The sequence below is a fragment of the Pseudomonas sp. TH06 genome (assembly GCF_016651305.1).
GTDB lineage: Bacteria > Pseudomonadota > Gammaproteobacteria > Pseudomonadales > Pseudomonadaceae > Aquipseudomonas.
This window is the reverse complement of sequence record NZ_JAEKEC010000001.1, coordinates 700,611-721,036: the sequence shown is the minus strand read 5'-3', so window position 1 is coordinate 721,036 and position 20,426 is coordinate 700,611. Positions and strand designations below refer to the sequence as shown.

Below are 20,426 nucleotides of genomic sequence, written 5' to 3'. Positions count from 1 at the left end.
AACAATGGGTTCACGGCCTTTTTTGTTTTTTAATGATGAGTTAGTGTGTGCAAGTGCTCAGTGTTTATTGAGGTTGAAGTGGTGTTGGTGCCTGAATGAAATATAAGGTTCTATATTATGCAAGTTACTTTATTTTGCTGTTTCTGATTTTTCAGAAAGCCGAAAACAATTGAATTTCTTGCGGTTTGAGTTTGCTGTTTTCAATCGTTAGCGTGGCCTCTCGAGTTTCTCTGACGAGGTAGATGGTATGCGAAATGTTGAAGGCGTTAATCACGAGGTTGAGTTCGTAAAACTTTTCAAGTTGGCGGACCTTGAAGCGGCATTAGCCGTTCATAAAGGCAACAAAAATTATGAGGCGATGTTGCGTTATTACTTCGCTTGCGTGGCAGCAGCAGACTCTTCGCAATTGCCGGAACCGTTGGGGTTGTTCCGGCAGACGCTAGAACAAATGCTCGGCAAGGGGCGCGTCCGCCGCGATGACGAAACCCCGGTGTCCTCGGCGGCGGGACAAATCTACGACAAGGTGCAAGGGTTCGAATCGCGCATTCAATCGGGCATTGCCTTGCTTAAAACCGAGGCGACCGCTGTACCCAAAATCCTGCATTTTGCCTGGCTGGGTGGCGGCCTCGGCGCCATTCAGCGCGATTACCTCAATATCTGGAAACAGGTGCTGGCAGAGCACGGTTACACCCTCAATCTCTGGTACGACGGCGATGGGTTGCTGGCGCATCAAACCAACAAGCTGATCGTTGAGGCCGCCAAGGCCGATGCCTTGGCTCAAGTCGCCGGGCGCGATCTCACACCAACAGAGTTGGCTGACCAGTACGAGGCACGGGCGATTGTTCTGAAGCAACAAATGTATGCCCACATCAATGCCGCGGTTGCGAACGGCGGTACGGCCGATGACGCGCGAATCGATTTACTGGTTCGCGCCTATGGCCAGGATCCCGACGGGCTCGAAGCTCTCCGTGAACGCAATCGCATCAGCCTGCAGGAGATGGCCAAGGCCGGCTTCAATTTGCGTGATCTGGACGCGCGCGAAGTACCGTTGCAACTTCAGGATATCTACCAGCGTGAAATGCGCTTGCGCGGCAATCTGGCGGCAGCCTCCGACGTCGTTCGTCTTGAAGCGCTGTACGCCGAGAGCGGCAGTTATGCCGATGTCGATAACCTGCCGCCCTTGGTGGAACACATGGGCGGTGTCGATGTGCAGGCAATGGAGCCGAGTGCGCGCCTTGGCGTCTTGCAGTTGTTGCTGAATGAAAACCCTGGCTGGATGCCGGGGCGTAAAAACTCCGAAGATCACCTGACGCGCATTCCGCCAGAGCATTTGCCGGCGCTACGTGCATTCGCGAAAAGTTCTCCTGCACTGAGTCAGGTGTTTCAGGCGCCGACCGATTTGCAGGCCCGCCCCTTCATGCTGCGTGCCGTATCCGAAGGCCAGAAGATCACCAACGCGTTCCTGATGGCTCACGCCGGTTCCGCCACGTTACAAACGGTTCTGCAACGGATTCGGTTCAACTATCAACTGATCGATGCAACGATGCTGTTGGCTACGCAACGCGGTATTGCATTGTCCGATAGTGAGGCCAGGTGGAAGCTGGCCGAGTCTATTCTGGAGAAACACTACGGTTCACTGGACGCACTGCCGGATATGCAGGAGATTCCTGCAAGATATCTGGCATTTTCCGCCGGGTCTTACTTCAGTGATGGCGTGCGTCCTGGCAGCGAGGGCACCATTTATCTCACCGGACCCGGTGCGGTCATTGATGGTATGGCCGATTACGCCATGGTGCATTTCAGCGATTCGCAGACCGCCATGATCAACAAAGAGTCGACCATTGGCCGTTATGCCTCGGTCAACCGGTCCACCGAAGAGGAGCAGGATCACTCCTGGAAAGACAACGCGGAGAACGAGGCGGACTGGCTGGAGCAGGAGAAGAAAAGCTGGAGCGCCGGCGATTACGCGACCCGCTACAACGGTGCTCTCGGCGAATTGCTCAAGGGCTCGACCCTCGAGTTCGAACACGGCTGGCCCTTGATCGAAGGGCGCTCGGTATTGCTCACCGATGTCTTGCAGCGTCTGGTCGACGGACTCGGAGAGCCTTTCGTCAACGCGATGCGCGAAGGGCATAACGGTGCAATCACCTTTGAGCAACCACTGCCGCTGAGCTTCGCTGATCGTCAGTCGATCAAGCAGCAGGCTGCCAGTGCACGGCCTCCGGTGTTTCCCGGCGATGCAAAAGTCCAGACATTGGGGCTGGACGAAGTGCTGGCCGGGCTGGGGCATGGAGAACTGGACATTGTCCAGACCACCCCGTTGCAGCGCCTGGCGCTGGGTGCGTTGCTGGGGATGGACTCACTGCATAACCAGAACTTCGCGACATTCAGCGGTGCTCTGGATAACCTCGCCAACGGTGTTCGCGACCTCGGCGCATCGAGTCGTTACGCGGCCATCGAGCGACATCTTTATCAACGCAAGGATTCTGCCTTTCTTCACGGTCTGGCCGCTGACTTCATCGACGCTTCAACGCCATCGACCAGTGCGCTGGAGCTGAAGAAGGGGGCGCTGACGAAAGCGCATACCCTGCAGCAGTGGGGCCGCTATGTGGCGCAGATTCAGCAGGTCGCCACCCTCGAGCATCGCTTGCAGATCGGTGAACAGGTGGATCAGGTCTTTGCTCAGATGAATGCCAGCAGCGTCCAGCCGGTACCGCAGGATTTGATGCGCAACGGTCTCGGCGAGACCATCGGCGGGCGCTGCTTCCCCTTGGCGTTGATGATGAGCGCCGCCCTGACCCAGGGCCAGAAGGCATCCCATCGTCTGCGCGAACGCTGTTATCTGGCCATTCTCGAGCCGCAACAGAGTGATTCGATTGCCTTTGTAGAAGCGTTGGAAGAAATGCGTGGCACGCCACTGGGCGAGGTCGGCACGTCCTTGAGCCGGGGTGATCTGGCGCAGATCACCACTGCGCTGGAGAACCACGCGACCACCCGTACGCTGATGCTCAACTCTGACAATCATTCGATGCTGGTGGCAAAAACGGTGGTGGACAAGGTCAGCACCTATCACTTTTATGACCCTAACTTCGGCGTCTTCGAGTTCACCGACCCCATCATGTTCAAGACGGCGCTTGAGCATTTTTTCCTGAAGATGGGCATGGCGAAATACTATGCCGCGTACGGTGCCAGTACCCGGCCGACGTTCGATCTGATCGAACTGGACGGTGAACGGGTCGCCGCCTTGCCGCTGTCGGCCGGGTATGAAGTGGCCAAAGTGCTGACGGCGGACCCATTGCCGGGACAACCGGCACAAAAGCTGCGCCAGCGTTTGAACAGCGCCCATGGTCGGTCACTGGTCGAAAACGCGCATCTGGGGCGAAGCCTGCTGGGGCTGGACAGCCATTGGTGGGGCCAGCAAATGGCTGAGGCGACGACGGCCCTGCAAGAGCTGCACCCTTCGGCAACCACCCTGGTGCCGTTGTTCGACACGCTTGAGGTCACGGCCGAAGGCAAGTATCAATTGAGCCTGATCGATCCGGCGAAGCCTGAACACGTGGTTGAAGTGCTCAGCGAAGACCACCGGCTGCTGCGGATAAAGACATGGTTGGCCGAGCAGTTTTCCACTCTGGCGCGCAAACCACAGTCGACTGCGGGTGTGGTCGATCCGACCGAGGCCGGCAGCGTTCATACGCTCAACGCCGGCTTCACCATTCAGGCGTTGATGAACGCGTTGCGCAGCCGCGAAGGCGAGGGGCGCACGCTGACCACTGCCGTGCGTCTGCACGCATACGTCAACTATGCACAGTTGGTGCATGGCAACGTGGTCGACGTGGTCGGGCTGATCCGCTTGGTGCGCACGGCCCTCAATGAAGAAAAGGTCATCGCTCGCACCGTGGCGCCCGTGGTCAGCGAAGCGTTGGGCCACGCCGCCAATGAAGGTGTCGGCGCTGTGCTGGGGCTGGCCAACGTCGGCTTTGATATCTATCAGTTGGCGACCGCTCAGGACGATGTGGAAAAGGCCCAGTTCGGCACCCAATTGGCGTTTGACTCTGCCAGCCTGGCATTGACGGGTACGGGGGTTGCTGCGGCATTGACCGGTGCCTCGACTGCTGCGGCGGTGCTCGGTGGCGTCGGGGTGATTGTGGGTGGCCTTGCCGTCGGTGTCGCGGCACTCGCCCAGGGTTTCGCCGGCATTGCTCGCGATGCGCAGGCCGTCGGTAAATTTTTCGCTGATCTGGAACAGGCTTATCGCGGGGTCGGCTACCGCTTCGATGCCACCCTGGGTGTCTGGACCGTGCAGCCTTCACTGTTGGTCAAACGCATCGATCTGAGCAACGGCAAATTGCAGCTCGACAGCCCGAAGCTGTACCCGCTACGTGATCACTTCGGCGTACCGGACTATGACGTCGACTACGCCCGGGCGATTGATATCCGCCAGCAGCTGCACTTGCCGGGAGAGATCGCATTTACGCCATCCGCCGAGCAGACCATCGTACTGCCGTGCACACCGCAGACTTGCTACGGCTATGAGTACAAGGCGTTGCCGTTTGCCAACTGGCGCCACGACAAAGGATTCGATACGGCCCGGCGTCTGGAAAAAATTCAGGCGGACGGTACATGGCTGTTCCGCTTTTCGTTTTATTCGTTTCCTTCCGATTACATCGTGCAGCGACTGTTTGCCGATTACCGCGAAACGACGCTTGAGGTGCAGCTGGACGCGGTCGAGCGCACGTTGGTGGTGCCGTCGCTGCCAAGCGTCTGGAAAGGCAAGGTCTCGTACAGGATTTCCAGCGCCGGCGCCTCCTGCACGCTGGTGCTCAATCGTGGTGCCAGCGTCGAGTTGCAGTCGCCGAGTCTTAAAAGTTGCCGTTGGGTGCTGGAGGCGGGCTGGGCCGGCGAAGCGGATATCCGCGTCGAGCGAGGTGAGTTGTACATCGGCGATGTTCACGTGAAATTGTCCGGTCATGGGGCTCATGCCGTGCTGATCCGCACGGCCAGTCAGCAACTGTTCCACGTTGATCAGGTCAAGCGTCAGTTGGACATCCTCGAAGAGAGTGCACCCGCCGGACTCGATGAGCAGGCGTTGCTCCAGCATTACAAAGCGTTGGCTAGCGAGCATCGTCTGTTGCTGCCCTACACGCCGGTTCATGACTGGCTGATCCCGTTCGAATCACCGCAGCAGCCCCGTCGAGTTACCGCCTGGTATGACGCCCACGAAGAGCGCTTCCTGTACATCCGCACCGAGGACGTCGGGGATACCGAGGAGGCGCAGCTGGCGCTGGTCGCCGGTGGCTATGCGTATTTCTGCGTGCCGGACAGCTACGACATCTGGCAAGTGGATGCGCTCAGCGGCCTGCTCAAGTATCGATACCGATTACTGTTGGGTGACGGCGACAGCACGATTGGCAAGTTCCAGGCCGATGCCCACGGCGTGGTTCATTTTGTGCAAACGATCAGCGGCGTCGATGGTCCACGCGAGTTGAGTTATCTGATCCATGACGGTCAGTTGCTGCTCAGTTCGGTGATTTACGACCTGCATCGCGAGTTGCAGGCCGTCGTGTTTGCCAGCGATACGCTGGCCGACTGGTCATTGCTGCTCGGCCAGTATCTGGCCGCGCCCGTGCTACCTGAGAAGGAAGGGTTCACAGTCGTGGACTGGCAGCCGGCGGCCTATGTTTCGGTCAGTTGGGCATTCGCTGCAGACAAGCGCGACATGGTATGGGTGCGCAGCGCGGATCGACTGCTGATCCACCCACAGCCGCTGGCTCGCCATGCCCGCGGCTGGAAAGACTCGATCAGGAACCTCAACGATCTGCTGCTGATGCCGATGCCAGACGACGCTGATGTGTTCTTCGTCTACAACCGAATCGACCAGACCCTTTGCCGCCAGCAGCGAACCATTCTGCAAGGCCAGGCGCAATGGTCGACCCGCTGGATCGAGCCCGAAGGGCTGACGCAGGTGGTGGCCGTCGAGGGCGGGTATCTGGTACTCGATGACATCGGACGCTTCTTTAATCTGAATGCCCAGGGCGATTTGCAGCTGGGCGGCCTCGGTGAGCAATGGCTGAAGAATCGCTCGCAATGGTGGCTGGCGCTGGCGTCGGTCGCCAAACGCTATCCCGTCGACAGTTTCGCGATTGTCGGGTTACGCAACTTCGCCGGTGACGGCAATCTCAATGCCTGGTTTGTCAAAGACCGTCTGCTGTTGTGTGACCTGGGGCGCGACAAGGAAGTACGTCTGCTGGGGGTGACGCCGGATAACAAGGCCGGTTGGTTGTTCGACCTGTCCAGTGGGGCAATCTGGATCCAGGAACTGATTGAACCGCAGAACCTTGACCGCGCCTTCGGCAACGGCTTGCAGCTGTTGCAGACGGACGCACTGCCGATTCCAGGCCAGGAGTGGGCCGACTGGCAATTTGCTGAAGTGCGTGTTGAGGGCTCCGGGTTATATGGCACAACACGCGATGGCGTGTCGCTGCAACTGCGCTATCAGCAGCCAGAGGTGGCCTGCGCGGTCAATCAGCACTGGGTGACGGCGCAGGACGGCCCTCTGGTCGAGCGACTGCAAGCCTTGTTGAGCGACGTTGATCACGAAGATTTTGTCGCCGTGGAGTCCTTGCCTGAGAGCCTGCAATGGTATGACGCGCAAAGCGCCAGGCTGCTGCGCATAAGCGGTAAAACCCTGCCCACTGACTTCGCACTGTTCGGCACGCAAAACCCGCCACAGAGAGAGGCGCCCACCAAGGTGTTGCTGCACGAGCCCCGGGACGGCACGGTGCAGGTTTATCCGGGCATGCACAGTCTCGGACCGTTCGACTACCTGCATCGCAATGCCGACGTGGTGACCGTGGAGGGGCAGAACAGGCTGGACGATTTGCTGCCGCTGATTCCCGATGACGTCAGGACGATGGTGCTGCGGCTGGGGCAGGGCAATGTTACCTGCAAGCTGTCGAAGGCCGCCTGGTTGCGGCTCGACTCGCTGATCATCGATTGCCGTCATGCGCTGGGTGAAGTGCCGGCGGTGCCGGGCAAGTTGATCTGGGATTTTGATACGCCGGAAAAACTGCTGTTCGAGATCATTGAGGATCATTTGCTGATCGTTGACCCGGACAGTGAACACAGCCTGATCTTCCGTGATGTCTGTGGCGCTGACGTGACGTTGCGCGGCGAGGTCTTCCTCGCATTCAAAAACCGCCAATCCCATGCCATATCGACCTGGGTGCAGCGCTTGCAGGCCGGCAACGTGCGCACGAAAAACGTGACGTTGCGGGCGCTGATGGCAGAGCCAGCGAGCGTCGATTAAGTCAGGCCGACAGCAAAACGCCGCGAACGATAGCGTTCGCGGCGTTTTGCTGTGCGGTCATTGCCAAGGCGTCACGGCTCAGGGCACCAGATAACCCTTGACCCCGGTGAAGATGATTTGCGCCGCCAGGGCGCAGACAAACAAGCCCATCAGACGGCTGACGATCTGCAAGCCCTGATCGCCGAGAATCCGCTCGATGCGGTTCGACAGATACAGCACCACGCCGACCGTGAAGCTGGCCAGGGCAATACTCATGATCGCCGTGAGTTTGTCGTCCCAGTGTGGCTGGCTCACCCCCATCACCAGCAGTGCACCGATGGTGCCGGGGCCGACGGTCAGCGGAATGGTCAGCGGCACGATGGTCACGTCCTGCTGGACGTTGTCGCTCTGCACCACCGACTTGCCTTGGGCCATGCCCAGTGCCGAGATGAACAGCACGCTGCCGGCGCCAATCCGGAAGGCATCCACCGTGATGCCGAACACATCGAAAATCACCCGCCCGAACAGATACAGCAGGACGCTGGAGACCAGGGTGGCGATGGCCACTTTCCACGCCAGGCGACGTTGTTCCTTGCGCGAATAACCCCGGGTCAGGCTGATAAAGCAGGACAACACGAAGAACGGGCTGTAGAGCACCAGCATCTTCAGGTAAACGCTGAATAACACGTGGAGCATTGGGCAAGCTCACTGGCGAGGGAAGTCGAGGGAGTCTATCAGGCGCCAAAGAGTCTGTCGGCTCAGGACGGTTGTGTGGTGGCCCGGTTCTGCTGATCACGCTGGGCAACCCAGTGTTCGACCAACTCGCGCAACTGCGACAGTTCGACGGGTTTGGACATGTGCCCATCCATCCCCGCTTGCCGCGCGCGTTCCTTGTGTTCGGCGAGGATGTGCGCTGTCAGCGCGACAATCGGCGTGCGGATCCGTTGGTTGCTGACTTCCCACGCACGCAATTGCTGGGTCGCGGAGAAACCATCAAGCACCGGCATTTCGCAATCCATCAACACCAGATCGTAACGCTGGGCTTTCATCGCTTGCAGCGCTTCTTCGCCGTTGCTGGCGGTATCCGGTTGCAGGTTGAGCTTGCCGAGCATGCCGCGAATCACTTTGGTGGAAATCGTATTGTCTTCGGCGACGAGGATGCGGAAGTCACTGGGCACTTTCGCTGCTGTGGCCGGGGTGACCACTTGCGGCTGAAACACTACCTGGCCCTTGTTGCGCTGGTTGAGTTCGTCCGCCAGGGTGGTCTTGAGGGTGTAGCCGGCCACCGGTTTGGCAAGGATGCGTTTGATCCCCGAATTGCGCGCAATGATCTTGCTCGGCGCGTTGCTGATGCCGGTGAGCATGATCAGCAGAATGTCGTGGTTCAGGCTCGGGTCTTCCTTGATCTTGGCCGCCAGCTGCATGCCGGTCATGCCGGGCATGTTCTGATCGAGCAGGACCACATCGAAGTAATCGCGCAGGTGCGCCTTGGTTCGCAGCAACGCGAGCGCTTCCTTGCCCGATGGCACGGCGCTGACGTTCAGACCCCAGGCGCTGCATTGCTGTACGAGGACTTTGCGACAGGTGTCGTTGTCGTCGACCACCAGCACCCGTGCGCCTTGCAGCGGACTGTCGAGATCGGACGTTGGATGTTCGAGGCGGTCGGGGTCCAGCGGCAGGGTCAGCCACAAAGTGCTGCCCTGATTGGCGCCACTCTTGATGCCGAATTCACCGTGCATCAAGCGGATCAGTTGCCGCGCGATCACCAGCCCCAGATTGCCGCCCAGACGATTGGCCGAGAGGAAGTGCTTGCTGTGCAGTTCGGCGTGCATCAGCGCATCGCGCTCTTCCTGCTCCATCGGTGCGCCACTGTCCTGCACGGCGATGCGCAGGCGCGGTTTGCTGCTGCGCTCGTCGAGGGCGACCACGATCAGCACCTCGCCTTCTTCGGTTTTCTTCAGGGCGTTTTCCAGCAGGCTCAGCAGCGTCTGGCGCAAACGCGTCGGGTCGCCGCTAATCACCCGTGGTACTTGCGGCTGAATGAAACTGATCAGCTCGACGTTCTGTTGTTCAGCCTTGGCGCGGTAGATGCTCAGGCAATCGTCGATCAAGGCGTTGAGGTCGAACTGCACGTCGTCGAGTTCGATCTGCCCGGATTCGAGCTTGGAGATGTCGAGAATCTCGTTGATCAGGGTCAGCAGTTCGTTGCCGGCGCTGTGGATGGTTTGCACATAGTCGCGTTGCTTGACCGAAAGCGGCGTCCCCAGCAGCAGTTCGGTCATGCCCAGCACACCGTTCATCGGCGTGCGGATCTCATGGCTGATCTTGGCGAGGAATTCAGCTTTGGCATTGATCTCGGCGTTGCTGGCGGCGAGGTCGCGGCTGATGCTGAAACGGCTTTCGGTGATGCTGCGCTGGCGCTCGCCGAGGGCAATGCTCATCAGCAGGCCACTGACGCAGATGAATGCCATCAGCGTCATGATCAGGCCTTGCGGTGCGACCAGCGTCAGCCCCAGCAGCGCCGGAAGAATGATCAGCGTACCGATGTTGAACACCACCATCGCGGCCACGAACAGGCGCGCCGGACGGTAGCCTTTCTGCCAGTGATAGGAGGCGACCAGCAACATGCTCAGGCCGGCCAGCGCCACCAGTGCGTAAGTGATGATGTTCAGTGGCAGGGTGTTGACGAACAACAGCAGCAGGCTACAGGTCACGATGAACAGGATGTCGCCCAGCAGCAGTTTGTTCAGCGGGTGCGGGCCGAGCGGAGCGAAGAAGCGCAAGGCAAACATCAACCCGGCCGGAGCGGTCAGCAGCAAGGCCAGATAGGCGCCCGGGGTCTGGATCGCGTGCCAGTTCGGCAGCCACGGGCCGGCGAGGTTGAGCAACAGCAACAGACTGAGGCCCAGCAGGCCTTCACACACCGCCAGCCACAGGCTGCTGCGCGAACGCGAATAAGCATAGCGCACCAGGTTATGCAGCAGCAGCATGCCGAGACAGCCGAACAGCAAACCGAAGACCAGCGTCTGATTATGGTTGGCCGCGCTCATCACCGCCGATTGCAGGGTGATGTGCGGACGCAGCTGATGGTCGGAAACCATCCGCAGATAAACGTCGAGGGGTTTGTCGCTTTGTGGCAGCGGCAGCAAGAAGTCGCTGCTCGGCAACGGCCGTTCGGCCTGGGGCTGGTCGGTGCCGGTGTTGCGTTGCTCGATCAACTGGTCGCCGTCGAGTACGTAAAGATTGAGGTGTGACAGGTCCGGGGCGAAGATGCGCAACACTTGTTCGTGTTTGCCCGGCGCCAGCCGGAAACGCAGCCACAAGGCACCCTCGGGCTCGGCCGCGGTGAGGCGATCAAGGTCGATGGGGCTGAATTGGTTGGTGTAGCGAGCCGAGCGGATGTCGCTCAGTTGCAGATTGCCCTGATCATCAAGCAATACCGACCAGCCACTGCCTTGCGCGGCCTGGGCCGGAAGCATGCAGAGCAAGGTCAGCAGCGTGACGGTGAAGCTTATGGCAATCCTGAGCCAGCGCACGGCGAAATCCCTTCGTAGGTTGATGCCAGAATATAACGATGCGCGGCGGCGGAACAGCCCGGCGAGGAAGGGCATCCTTCGCCGGACTTGAGGGGCAGCTTATTCCTGGGTTTCGCCACGTTCACGGGCAATGGCGCGGTAGCCAATGTCCTTGCGATAGAAGCAGCCTTCCCAGTCGATGGCCGCTGCCAGCTTGTACGCTTGCTGCTGAGCTTCACCGACGCTTGCACCCATTGCAGTGGCGCAGAGTACGCGACCACCGGCGGTGACGACCTGACCGTCCTTCAGTGCAGTGCCGGCGTGGAAGACTTTGCCTTCCAGCTTCGCCGCTGCGTCCAGACCGTTGATCGCTGCACCTTTGGCGTAGTCGCCCGGATAACCACCCGCGGCCAGCACGATGCCGACGCTCGGACGTGGATCCCACTGCGCTTCAACCTTGTCCAGCGCTTGTGCCAATGCGGCTTCAACCAACAGGACCAGGCTCGATTGCAGACGCAGCATCACCGGTTGGGTTTCCGGATCACCGAAACGGCAGTTGAACTCGATGACTTTCGGGTTACCGGCCTTGTCGATCATCAGTCCGGCGTAGAGGAAGCCAGTGTAGACGTTGCCTTCTTCAGCCATGCCGCGCACGGTCGGCCAGATCACCAGATCCATCACGCGTTGGTGCACGTCGGCGGTGACCACCGGGGCAGGGGAGTAAGCACCCATGCCGCCAGTGTTCGGACCGCTGTCGCCGTCGCCAACACGTTTGTGATCCTGGCTGGTGGCCATTGGCAGAACGTTTTTGCCGTCGACCATGACGATGAACGAGGCTTCTTCACCGTCGAGGAATTCCTCAATGACCACACGCGAACCGGCGTCACCGAAAGCGTTGCCGGCGAGCATGTCGCGCACGGCGTCTTCGGCTTCAGCCAGGGTCATGGCGACGATTACGCCTTTACCGGCAGCCAGGCCATCGGCCTTGATCACGATCGGAGCGCCTTTTTCACGCAGATAAGCCAGGGCCGGCTCGATCTCGGTGAAGTTCTGGTAGTCGGCGGTCGGGATCTTGTGGCGGGCAAGGAAATCCTTGGTGAAGGCTTTCGAGCCTTCCAGCTGCGCGGCACCGGCGGTCGGACCGAAGCAGTCCAGGCCACGGGAACGGAACAGATCAACGACGCCAGCGACCAGCGGCACTTCCGGGCCGACGATGGTCAGGGAAACGTTTTTCTCGGCAAAATCGGCCAGTTGCTCAAGGGCCAGCACGTCGATGGCAACGTTCTCGCACTTGGCTTCAATTGCAGTACCGGCATTGCCCGGTGCGACAAAAACCTTCTGCACACGCGGATCCTGAGCCACTTTCCAGGCCAGGGCGTGTTCACGGCCACCGCTGCCAATGATCAAAACATTCATTTCAAAACCTCGGATGACGCTAATTCTGTTGAGCGCCGCAGGGACGCTTTTCTGTAGGAGTGAGCCTGCTCGCGATTGCGGTGTGTCAGTCACTGCAGCTTTGACTGACAATTGCTATCGCGAGCAGGCTCACTCCTACAGTGGATCGTGTACTTAGTGACGGAAGTGGCGCATGCCGGTGAAGACCATCGCAATCCCTGCCTCATCAGCAGCAGCAATCACTTCAGCATCACGCATCGAACCGCCCGGCTGGATCACTGCAGTGATACCGACCTTGGCCGCGTTGTCGAGGCCGTCGCGGAACGGGAAGAACGCATCCGACGCCATCACCGAACCGGCGACTTGCAGACCGGCGTGCTCAGCCTTGATCGCGGCAATACGTGCGGAGTTTACGCGGCTCATCTGGCCGGCGCCGACACCGATGGTCTGACGGTTTTTGGCGTAGACGATGGCGTTGGACTTAACGTACTTGGCGACTTTCCAGGCGAAGATCAGGTCGTTGATTTCCTGCTCGGTCGGGGCACGCTTGGTCACGACCTTCAGGTCTTCGCTGCCGATCATGCCGATGTCGCGGCTCTGCACCAGCAGGCCACCGTTGACACGCTTGTAGTCCCACGCGGCAGCACGGTCAGCCGACCACTCGCCACAGGCCAGCAGGCGCACGTTGGCTTTGGCAGCAACGATGGCGCGGGCTTCTTCGCTGACGGACGGGGCAATGATCACTTCAACGAACTGACGCTCAACGATCGCCTTGGCGGTCTCGGCATCCAGTTCACGGTTGAAGGCGATGATGCCGCCGAACGCCGATTCGGTGTCAGTGGCGTAGGCCAGTTCGTAGGCCTGACGGATGCCGCCTTCGGCGTCCGGGCTCACAGCCACGCCGCACGGGTTGGCGTGCTTGACGATCACGCAGGCCGGTTTGACGAAGCTCTTCACGCATTCCAGCGCGGCGTCAGTGTCGGCCACGTTGTTGTACGACAGTTCTTTGCCTTGCAGTTGGGTCGCGGTGGCGATGCCGACTTCGGCTGGTTTGGCTTCAACGTAGAACGCCGCGCTCTGGTGCGGGTTCTCGCCGTAGCGCATTTCCTGCGCCTTGATGAACTGGCTGTTGAAGGTGCGCGGGAACTCGCTGCGACCTTCGGTGCTCAGGGTTTCGGCGGCCTGGTTCACGGTGCCCATGTAGTTGGCGATCATGCCGTCGTAGGCAGCGGTGTGTTCGAAGGCCTTGAGCATCAGGTCGAAACGCTGAGCGTAGGTCAGGCCACCGGCCTTGAGGTTTTCCAGAACGTTGGCGTAATCGCTGGCATTCACCACGATGGCCACGTCTTTATGGTTCTTCGCTGCCGAACGGACCATGGTCGGGCCGCCGATGTCGATGTTCTCGATGGCGGTCGGCAGGTCGCAGCCTGGCTTGTTGATGGTGGCTTCGAACGGGTACAGGTTGACTGCAACCAGATCGATCGGCTTGATGCCGTGCTCGTTCATGATTGCGTCGTCGATACCGCGACGACCGAGGATGCCGCCGTGGATTTTCGGGTGCAGGGTTTTCACCCGACCGTCCATCATTTCGGCGAAACCGGTGTAATCCGCGACTTCCACTGCGGCAACGCCGTTGTCGCGCAGCAGCTTGAACGTTCCGCCGGTGGAGAGGATCTCGACGCCCAGAGCTTCAAGCTCCTTGGCGAACTCGAGGATCCCGGTCTTGTCGGAAACGCTGATCAAGGCGCGGCGGATCGGCAGGCGGGTAGTCTGGTCGGTCATCTCAATTTCCATCAAAAGCAAAGGAAGTCAGCAAAAAAGGCGACCGGTTTTACGCGGGCGCCTTTCTGGTTTGATTGAATGCTTACAGCAGATCGTACTGCTTGAGTTTCTTGCGCAGCGTGCCGCGGTTGAGTCCCAGCAGCTCACTGGCCTTGGTCTGGTTGCCCTTGACGTAGTTCATCACGCTTTCGAGCAGGGGAGCCTCGACTTCGGAGAGCACCAGGTTGTACACGTCCGTGACGGACGCGCCCTCAAGGTGGGCGAAATAATTGTGCAGCGCCTTCTCGACACTCCCGCGAAGGGTCTGGCCTTCTTCGCTCGGAGTATTGAGGTGCTGTTTCAAATTCACGTTGTCGCTCACGGGTGTTGTTCCACTCACTAAAGTCTCGGTCATCATCGTCATGCGGCCACCCCTTCATCGTCCCCTGTCAGGCTCTTGTAATGCTCGGCGAAGAACTCCCGAACATTGGCGCATTGTGTTTCCGTACCATCCAAACGATTGAAACGGGCGCGAAACTCCCTGGCGCCCGGCAAGGTTGCGAGATACCAGCCCACATGCTTTCGAGCAATGCGCACGCCCATCACGTCCCCATAAAAAGCGTGAAGTGCGGCCAGATGCTCTAGCAGAATGCGTTCCACCTCGGTCAGCTCCGGTGCCGGCAATTTCTCGCCGGTACGCAGGAAGTGATCGATCTCGCGAAAAATCCATGGCCGCCCTTGAGCGGCTCGGCCTACCAACAGGCCATCGGCACCGGTCGCGTCGAGCACGTAGCGGGCCTTTTCCGGCGAATCGATATCGCCATTGGCAAACACCGGCATCGACACGGCCTGCTTGATCGCGGCAATCGTGTCGTACTCGGCTTCACCGGTGTACAGATCGGCGCGCGTGCGGCCATGCACGGCCAGCGCGGTGATCCCGGCCTGTTCGGCTATCTTCGCCACGGTCAGGCCGTTCTTGTTGTCGCGATCCCAACCTGTGCGGATCTTCAGGGTAACCGGCACATCAACCGCAGCCACGACGGCCTGCAGGATCTCGGTCACCAATGCTTCATCCTTCAACAACGCGGAGCCGGCAGCCTTGTTGCAGACCTTCTTCGCCGGGCAACCCATGTTGATATCAATAATCTGTGCGCCCAGTTCGACGTTGGCCCGGGCTGCATCCGCGAGCATCTGCGCGTCGCCACCGGCAATCTGTACCGAGCGTGGCTCGGGATCGCCTTCGTGGATCATGCGCATGCGCGACTTGCGGGTGTTCCACAGGCTCATGTCACTGGTGACCATTTCCGAGACTACAAGCCCTGCGCCCAGACGTTTGCACAGCTGACGAAAGGGCTGATCGGTGACGCCCGCCATCGGGGCGAGAATCAAGCCGTTCTGCAATGTATATGGGCCGATGCGTACCGCCGACATAGGACTTCCCTGAAGTGGGGCCGGATCATGAGAGTTCGAAAAAGGGTTGGCATGATACCCGCTCTCGATGACTGGATAAAGGCTGAATTGAACAAAATCTGAACAGTTATTCTGTTATCGCCAGCGGTTTGGTCGTGGCTGGCAAAGTCAGAAAACCGCCGTCAATTCAGAAACGATGAAGCGATTCACTCGGGTGAGTGGAAACTGAGGCTGTAATTCACTGCTTTCGGGCCTGGATCGAGAATATCCAGCGCGATGTGAATCGGTGTTTGCGGCGGCATCTCCGCCAGACCTTCGAGATCACCACTGAGGTATTCACCGGGTTTGAAGCGACGACTGGCGATCAAGTGGCCGTTGAGGTCGGCGAAGCGCAGTTCCAGCAGTGGAAACGGTTGGGAGAACGTCGCGCGGTTATAGATGATCGCATCGACCACCAGCGCACCGCTGAACTCCGGATGACTGCGCACCACCAGATTGCTGCTCTTGATTCTGGCGATGTCGACCTTGGACGGCACCGTGCAACCGATCTGCGGGCAGACTTGCTGGAACCATGGGCGGTACTGATCCTGCCGCGCCAATTCATCGAAATGATAGGCGATGTACTGAGCGGCCAGGCCGCCCGCGGCAATCAGTACCAATAACAGCCAGAGCAGGCGGCGGCCCCACGGCGAACGGCGTTTTTGCCAGTCCAGTTGCAGCGGGTCGTCGGTCAGGTCTTGCAGGACTTCGGCGCGTACGCCAGGTTCTGCGCGCTCGCGTTTTTTGCGCGAAGGTTCGATCAATGGCAGATCGTCCTCGTCGACGTCGTCGCTGGCAGAAAAGCGTTCGCGGCGGGCATTCGGATCGATCGGGTCATGCAGACGCAATTGCGGGATGGCGGGCTCGTCATCGAGGTCAACCGGTTCCAGCGACAGCGAGGGTTCGGTGCGGGCGGTTGTTACCGGCTCGGGCTCGACGATCTGCTCTTCGGTTTCTTCTTCGGGCTCGGGCAGGTGCTCATCGTCGCGTGCGCTGAACAGGCTGTCGCGCCACTCCGTTTCATCGGCTTCGGGGCTGTCGCGCCGGGCGCTGAGGGATTCTTCGCGCGGGCGACCGAATTCTGTGGTCGGCTGGATTTCCCGTTGCTCGAGCCGGGCGAGTTCTTCGTCCAGGTCGAGGCTGTCGAGATCCAGCTCCGAGGCGCTCCACTGCTTTTGGCTGATGGCGCGCGGCGCGGGCGGCTCGACGACAGTGGGCGATTCCACCACAGGCGGCGGTGCGGCCGGCGTTGGCTCGACAATGGCAGGTGCAACCGGCGTCACCGCGTCCTTGCCGGCGTGTTGTTCAAGCAGCTGTTTTGCGGCGTTGAACACTTGCAGGCAGGAGCCGCAACGAACCACCCCGCGGGCCACGCTCAATTGAGCATGGCTGACACGGAAACTGGTTTGGCAATGCGGGCACTGGGTGACGAAACTGTCGGTCATGCGGCGATCCGGATTATGCAGGCGGCCATTCTAGCGCCGACGGCCGGTGATGCGCACCCAGCCATCGCGATTGGCGATCGGGTCGAGATCGAAGTCCTGGGCATAAGCGGCTGCGACGTCTTCGCCTTGTTCGGCGAGGATGCCCGACAGGGCCAGGCGTCCACCGGACTTGACCAGACGGGTCAATTGCGGTGCCAGCGAAACCAGCGGGCCAGCCAGAATGTTGGCAACCAGCACGTCGGCCTGGACCTGCGGCAGATCTTCCGGCAGGTACAGCGGGAACAGCTCATCGGCGATGTTGTTGCGCCCGGCGTTGTCGCGCGAGGCTTCCAGCGCCTGCACGTCGATGTCGGTGCCGACGGCTTCTTTGGCGCCGAGCAGCAGGGCGGCAATGGCCAGAATCCCCGAGCCGCAACCGAAGTCGAGCACGTTGCAGTCTTTCAGGTCCTGACCGTCGAGCCATTCCAGGCACAGCGCGGTGGTCGGGTGAGTGCCGGTGCCGAACGCCAGGCCCGGATCCAGCAGCAAATTGACTGCGTCAGGTTCCGGCGCAGCGTGCCAGCTCGGCACGATCCACAGGCGCTGGCCGAAACGCATCGGCTGGAAACCATCCATCCAGCTGCGCTCCCAGTCCTGATCCTCGATGACTTCGCTGTGATGCTCGGGCAGTGGACTGCCGGTCAGCAGTTCCAGATGGGCCAGTACCGGGGCGGGCTCGGTGCCGCCCTCGAACAGGGCCAACAGATGCGTGTGCGTCCACAGCGGGGTGGTGTTGAGTTCCGGCTCGAAGATCGGCTGGTCTTCGGCGTCCATGAAGGTTACCGAAACGGCGCCCACTTCAAGGAAAGCGTCTTCGTAGGTTTCGGCTTGTTCCGGGCTGATGGCGAGACGTACTTGCAGCCAAGGCATGGCGGGCACCTTTGAAAAAATATTGATTGCAGCCTAGCGGCCTGCGAGAAGCGCGCAAGTTTACGCGAGCGCAGGCGGTTTGTGGGAGAGACTTGAAACGCCATTCCCTTGTAGGAGTGAGCCTGCTCGCGATGGCGATGGTGATGTCGATACATGTATTGGATGTGCCGGCCTCATCGCGAGCAGACTCACTCCTACAGGGATTTATGCAATCTGCAGAAACAACAAAGCCGCCCGAAGGCGGCTTTGTCAGGTGCGGGCTGGAAGCTTAGTGCTTCTCGCCAGCCAGCTTGTGCTCGAGGTAGTGAATGTTCACGCCCCCTTTGCAGAAGCCTTCATCACGAACCAGATCACGGTGCAGCGGGATGTTGGTCTTGATCCCGTCCACCACGATTTCGTCCAGGGCATTGCGCATGCGGGCCATGGCTTCGTCGCGGGTGGCGCCGTAAGTGATCAGCTTGCCGATCAGCGAGTCGTAGTTCGGCGGAACCGCATAACCGCTGTACAGGTGCGAATCGACGCGAACGCCGTTGCCGCCTGGGGCGTGGAAATGCTTGACCGTGCCCGGGCTCGGCATGAAGGTTTTCGGGTCTTCAGCGTTGATCCGGCATTCCAGCGAGTGACCGCGGATAACCACGTCATCCTGAGTGAACGACAGCTTGTTGCCAGCGGCGATGCTGAGCATCTCCTTGACGATGTCGATACCGGTGACCATTTCCGAAACCGGGTGCTCCACCTGAACACGAGTGTTCATTTCGATGAAGTAGAAGCGACCGTTCTCGTACAGGAACTCGAAAGTGCCGGCGCCACGGTAGCCGATGTCGATGCATGCCTTGACGCAGCGAGCCAGAACTTCCTGGCGCGCCTGCTCGTCGATGCCCGGTGCCGGCGCTTCTTCGAGAACCTTCTGGTGACGACGTTGCAGCGAGCAATCGCGGTCGCCCAGATGGATGGCATGACCCTGGCCGTCGGAAAGCACCTGGACTTCCACGTGACGTGGGTTGGTCAGGAATTTTTCCAGATAGACCATCGGGTTGCCAAACGCCGCGCCTGCTTCGGTGCGGGTCAGTTTGGCGAAGGAGATCAGGTCTTCTTCCTTGTGCACGACGCGCATGCCGCGACCACCGCCGCCGCCAGCGGCTTTGATGATCACCGGGTAGCCGACTTCGCGACCGATGCGCAGTGCCGTTTCTTCGTCTTCCGGCAGTGGGCCGTCAGAACCTGGAACGGTTGGCACGCCAGCTTCGATCATCGCGTGCTTGGCCGATACCTTGTCGCCCATCAGGCGAATGGTGTCGGCTTTCGGGCCGATGAAGGCGAAGCCGGAGTTCTCGACCTGCTCGGCAAAGTCGGCGTTTTCCGCGAGGAAACCGTAGCCTGGGTGAATGGCGGTAGCGCCAGTCACTTCAGCCGCCGCAATGATTGCCGGGATGTGCAGGTAAGAGTGCGCGGCAGAAGCCGGGCCGATGCAGACGGATTCGTCTGCCAGACCCAGGTGCATCAGCTCTTTGTCGGCCTTGGAGTAAACGGCGACGGTCTTGATGCCCATCTCTTTGCAGGCACGCAGAATCCGCAGGGCGATCTCACCGCGGTTAGCGATCAGAACTTTTTCCAACTTCGCAGTCATCAAAGGCTCTCCGCAGTTCAAACGATGGTGAACAGCGGTTGGTCGTACTCAACCGGCTGGCCGTCTTCGACGAGGATGGACTCGATCACACCGCTGGTTTCAGCTTCGATGTGGTTCATCATCTTCATGGCTTCGACGATGCACAGAGTGTCGCCTTTCTTCACGGTCTGGCCGACTTCAACGAAGGACGGCGAGGTTGGCGAGGACTTGCGATAGAAAGTGCCGACCATCGGCGAACGGGCAACAGTGCCGTTCAGTGCCGGAGCAGCAGCGGCAGCCGGGGCTGCAGCAGCCACTGGAGCAGCGGCGGCAGGTGCGGCAGCCGGCGCTTGCATCGGTGCAGGCGCGTAGTACTGCTGAGCCGGGGTCTTGCTGTGGCGGCTGATGCGTACGGACTCTTCGCCTTCCTTGATCTCGAGCTCGTCGATGCCGGACTCTTCCAGCAATTCGATCAGTTTCTTAACTTTACGGATATCCATGAATCATCAACTCCCAAGGGTCGGTCAGGGGCGTTTAACGCTTGTAGTTCAAGCCGTTGCCTGTGTTTCAAGCTGTTCTAGTGCAGCCTCCAGGGCCAGTCGGTAACCGCTGGCGCCAAGGCCGCAGATCACTCCCACCGCTACGTCGGAGAAGTAAGAGTGATGGCGGAAAGGTTCGCGTTTGTGCACGTTGGACAAATGCACTTCGATGAATGGGATGCTCACTCCCAGCAGCGCGTCACGTAATGCAACACTTGTATGTGTAAAAGCTGCTGGATTGATCAGGATGAAATCCACACCTTCGCCGCGTGCGGCGTGGATGCGGTCGATCAATTCGTACTCGGCATTGCTTTGCAGATACAGCAGATGATGGCCGGCTTCACGGGCGCGGCGCTCCAGATCCTGATTGATCTGCGCCAGGGTCGTCGACCCATAGGTCCCCGGTTCGCGGGTGCCGAGCAGGTTCAGGTTGGGGCCGTGCAGCACCAGTAGGGTTGCCATCTGCGTAGTCCTTGTTATGAATGAGCAGTCGTCAGAACCCGGCGACTATGCCGCAAAGAC

General features: G+C 59.9%; 12 protein-coding genes. 1 reads left to right on the top strand and 11 read right to left on the bottom strand.

Annotated elements, in window-relative coordinates:
* Nucleotides 1-247 precede the first annotated feature (247 nt).
* A complete protein-coding gene (locus JFT86_RS03245) occupies nt 248-7,306 on the top strand; it encodes a TcdA/TcdB pore-forming domain-containing protein (RefSeq protein ID WP_201235694.1) in 7,059 nt (2,352 codons plus the stop codon).
* Between the two features lie 78 nt (nt 7,307-7,384).
* Here the strand turns inward: JFT86_RS03245 and JFT86_RS03240 are convergent, their stop codons facing one another.
* From JFT86_RS03240 to aroQ, 11 genes are all read right to left on the bottom strand, one after another.
* Complete coding sequence (locus JFT86_RS03240) at nt 7,385-7,981, bottom strand: MarC family protein (RefSeq protein WP_187678526.1); 597 nt, start codon at nt 7,979-7,981, stop codon at nt 7,385-7,387.
* 62 nt (nt 7,982-8,043) lie between these two features.
* Entirely contained in the window at nt 8,044-10,821 is a 2,778-nt protein-coding gene (locus JFT86_RS03235; RefSeq protein WP_201235693.1) for a hybrid sensor histidine kinase/response regulator, read from the bottom strand.
* A gap of 99 nt (nt 10,822-10,920) precedes the next feature.
* Nucleotides 10,921-12,216 carry a phosphoribosylamine--glycine ligase gene (purD, locus tag JFT86_RS03230; RefSeq protein ID WP_201235692.1) on the bottom strand — a complete coding sequence of 432 codons (1,296 nt, stop codon included), beginning with the start codon at nt 12,214-12,216 and terminating at the stop codon, nt 10,921-10,923.
* A 153-nt stretch (nt 12,217-12,369) separates the two neighbouring features.
* A complete protein-coding gene (purH, locus tag JFT86_RS03225) occupies nt 12,370-13,977 on the bottom strand; it encodes a bifunctional phosphoribosylaminoimidazolecarboxamide formyltransferase/IMP cyclohydrolase (RefSeq protein WP_103306129.1) in 1,608 nt (535 codons plus the stop codon).
* 82 nt (nt 13,978-14,059) lie between these two features.
* Nucleotides 14,060-14,380 (bottom strand): DNA-binding transcriptional regulator Fis, encoded by a 321-nt coding sequence (gene fis / locus JFT86_RS03220; RefSeq protein WP_002555375.1) that lies wholly within the window; start codon nt 14,378-14,380, stop codon nt 14,060-14,062.
* Nucleotides 14,377-15,387: a tRNA dihydrouridine synthase DusB gene (dusB, locus tag JFT86_RS03215; RefSeq protein WP_201230432.1), complete on the bottom strand. Its 1,011-nt coding sequence runs from the start codon at nt 15,385-15,387 to the stop codon at nt 14,377-14,379. Before dusB ends, fis begins: the two co-directional genes overlap by 4 nt.
* A 185-nt stretch (nt 15,388-15,572) precedes the next feature.
* Nucleotides 15,573-16,850 carry a DUF3426 domain-containing protein gene (locus JFT86_RS03210; RefSeq protein ID WP_201235691.1) on the bottom strand — a complete coding sequence of 426 codons (1,278 nt, stop codon included), beginning with the start codon at nt 16,848-16,850 and terminating at the stop codon, nt 15,573-15,575.
* A gap of 30 nt (nt 16,851-16,880) precedes the next feature.
* Nucleotides 16,881-17,759, bottom strand: coding sequence for a 50S ribosomal protein L11 methyltransferase (gene prmA / locus JFT86_RS03205; RefSeq protein WP_201230436.1), 879 nt, complete (start codon nt 17,757-17,759; stop codon nt 16,881-16,883).
* Nucleotides 17,760-18,027: 268 nt separating this feature from the next.
* Nucleotides 18,028-19,386: an acetyl-CoA carboxylase biotin carboxylase subunit gene (gene accC, locus JFT86_RS03200; RefSeq protein ID WP_201230444.1), complete on the bottom strand. Its 1,359-nt coding sequence runs from the start codon at nt 19,384-19,386 to the stop codon at nt 18,028-18,030.
* Between the two features lie 17 nt (nt 19,387-19,403).
* Nucleotides 19,404-19,865, bottom strand: coding sequence for an acetyl-CoA carboxylase biotin carboxyl carrier protein (accB, locus tag JFT86_RS03195; protein ID WP_160055470.1), 462 nt, complete (start codon nt 19,863-19,865; stop codon nt 19,404-19,406).
* Nucleotides 19,866-19,913: 48 nt separating this feature from the next.
* The gene (gene aroQ, locus JFT86_RS03190; protein ID WP_093430249.1) at nt 19,914-20,366 is read right to left on the bottom strand and encodes a type II 3-dehydroquinate dehydratase; all 453 of its coding nucleotides are present in this window, start codon (nt 20,364-20,366) and stop codon (nt 19,914-19,916) included.
* Nucleotides 20,367-20,426 lie beyond the last annotated feature (60 nt).